The 1112-nt window shown below is 72.0% G+C and carries 1 protein-coding gene; it reads right to left on the bottom strand.

Annotated elements, in window-relative coordinates:
• Window positions 1-142 precede the first annotated feature (142 nt).
• Window positions 143-961: a chaplin gene (locus ACFU95_RS28690; protein WP_383832861.1), complete on the bottom strand. Its 819-nt coding sequence runs from the start codon at window positions 959-961 to the stop codon at window positions 143-145.
• Window positions 962-1112: the final 151 nt, after the last annotated feature.

Raw genomic sequence — 1112 nt, forward strand, 5'->3', positions numbered from 1 at the left:
GGGAGGGGGGGAAAAAGAAACCGCGGGGGCCGGGGGGGGAGGGGGGGAAAAAGAAAGGGAGAGAGAAAAAAAAGGAGAGGGAGAAAGGGGGGGGCCCCCGCAGCGGTGGGCCCCGCTCCGTTATGTGCCGGACGGCCGAGTGCTATGCCGAAGGCCGTGCCTTGCGGTACAGCACCGTGCCCGCCAGCAGCGCCCCCGCACCGACCGGCAGGGCGAGACCCATCGGCAGGTCACTGCCGGTCTGGGCGAGCTCCGCGTCACCCCGGGGCTGGGTGACGAAGTGGGCGCCCGGGTGGTTGCCGCCGGAGGAACCGCCCGGAGTCTCGCCGCCCGTGCTGGGCGGCGTGCTCGGAGTACCGGGGTGGCTCGGCTCGTCGGGGTTCTCCGGGTTGCCGGGGTTGCCGGGGTTCCCCGGGTTACCAGGGTTGCCCGGCTGCTCGGGGTTGCCGGGGTTCCCGGGGTTGCCCGGCTGCTCCGGCGACCCGGGCGGGTTCTCGTGGCCGCCGCCCGGCGGGGTGTGACCCCCGCCGCCGTTGTTGGCGCAGTCGTTGGCCTCGGTGGAGTTGCCGATGCCGATGATGTCGACGCTGTTGCCGCACACGTTGACCGGCACATGGACCGGCGCCTCGACGTGGTTGCCGGAGCCGACGCCGGGCGAGTCACTGGCGTGCCCGTCGGCCGAAGCCCCCGAGCCGCCACCGGAGCCGTCGCCGCCGCCCGTGTTGGCGCAGCTGTTGCCGCTCGCCGGGTTGAGCACGCCGACGACGTCGACGGTGTTGCCGCAGACGTTGACCGGCACGTGCACCGGCGCCTGCACGGTGTTGCCCGACAGCACGCCGGGCGAGTGCGAGCTGGAGCCGTGCGCACCCGAGCCGGTCGCGTGGGCGGCGCCACTCGCGGCTGCGATGACGCCGGTCGCGGCCGCCACGGTCATCAGGCCCTTGCGGGTGACCTGTCGCATTGCTGATTACCTGCCTTCGACCTTGTTGCGAAGAGAGGACGTCGGAAATCGACCGACGTCCCGAAAAGGCCGGTCGGGCCCCGGGGGGACGGGCACCGCTTCCGGGGTCAAGGGGTCCGACCCTTATAAAGGTGGGAACAAAATCCCCCTC

Origin of the sequence: Streptomyces sp. NPDC057623 (assembly GCF_042800355.1) — a bacterium.
Taxonomy (GTDB): domain Bacteria; phylum Actinomycetota; class Actinomycetes; order Streptomycetales; family Streptomycetaceae; genus Streptomyces.

Coding starts and splice junctions, on each gene's coding strand:
- ACFU95_RS28690 (WP_383832861.1), bottom strand. CDS start 961: ATGCGACAGGTCACCCGCAAGGGCCTGATGACCGTGGCGGCCGCGACC.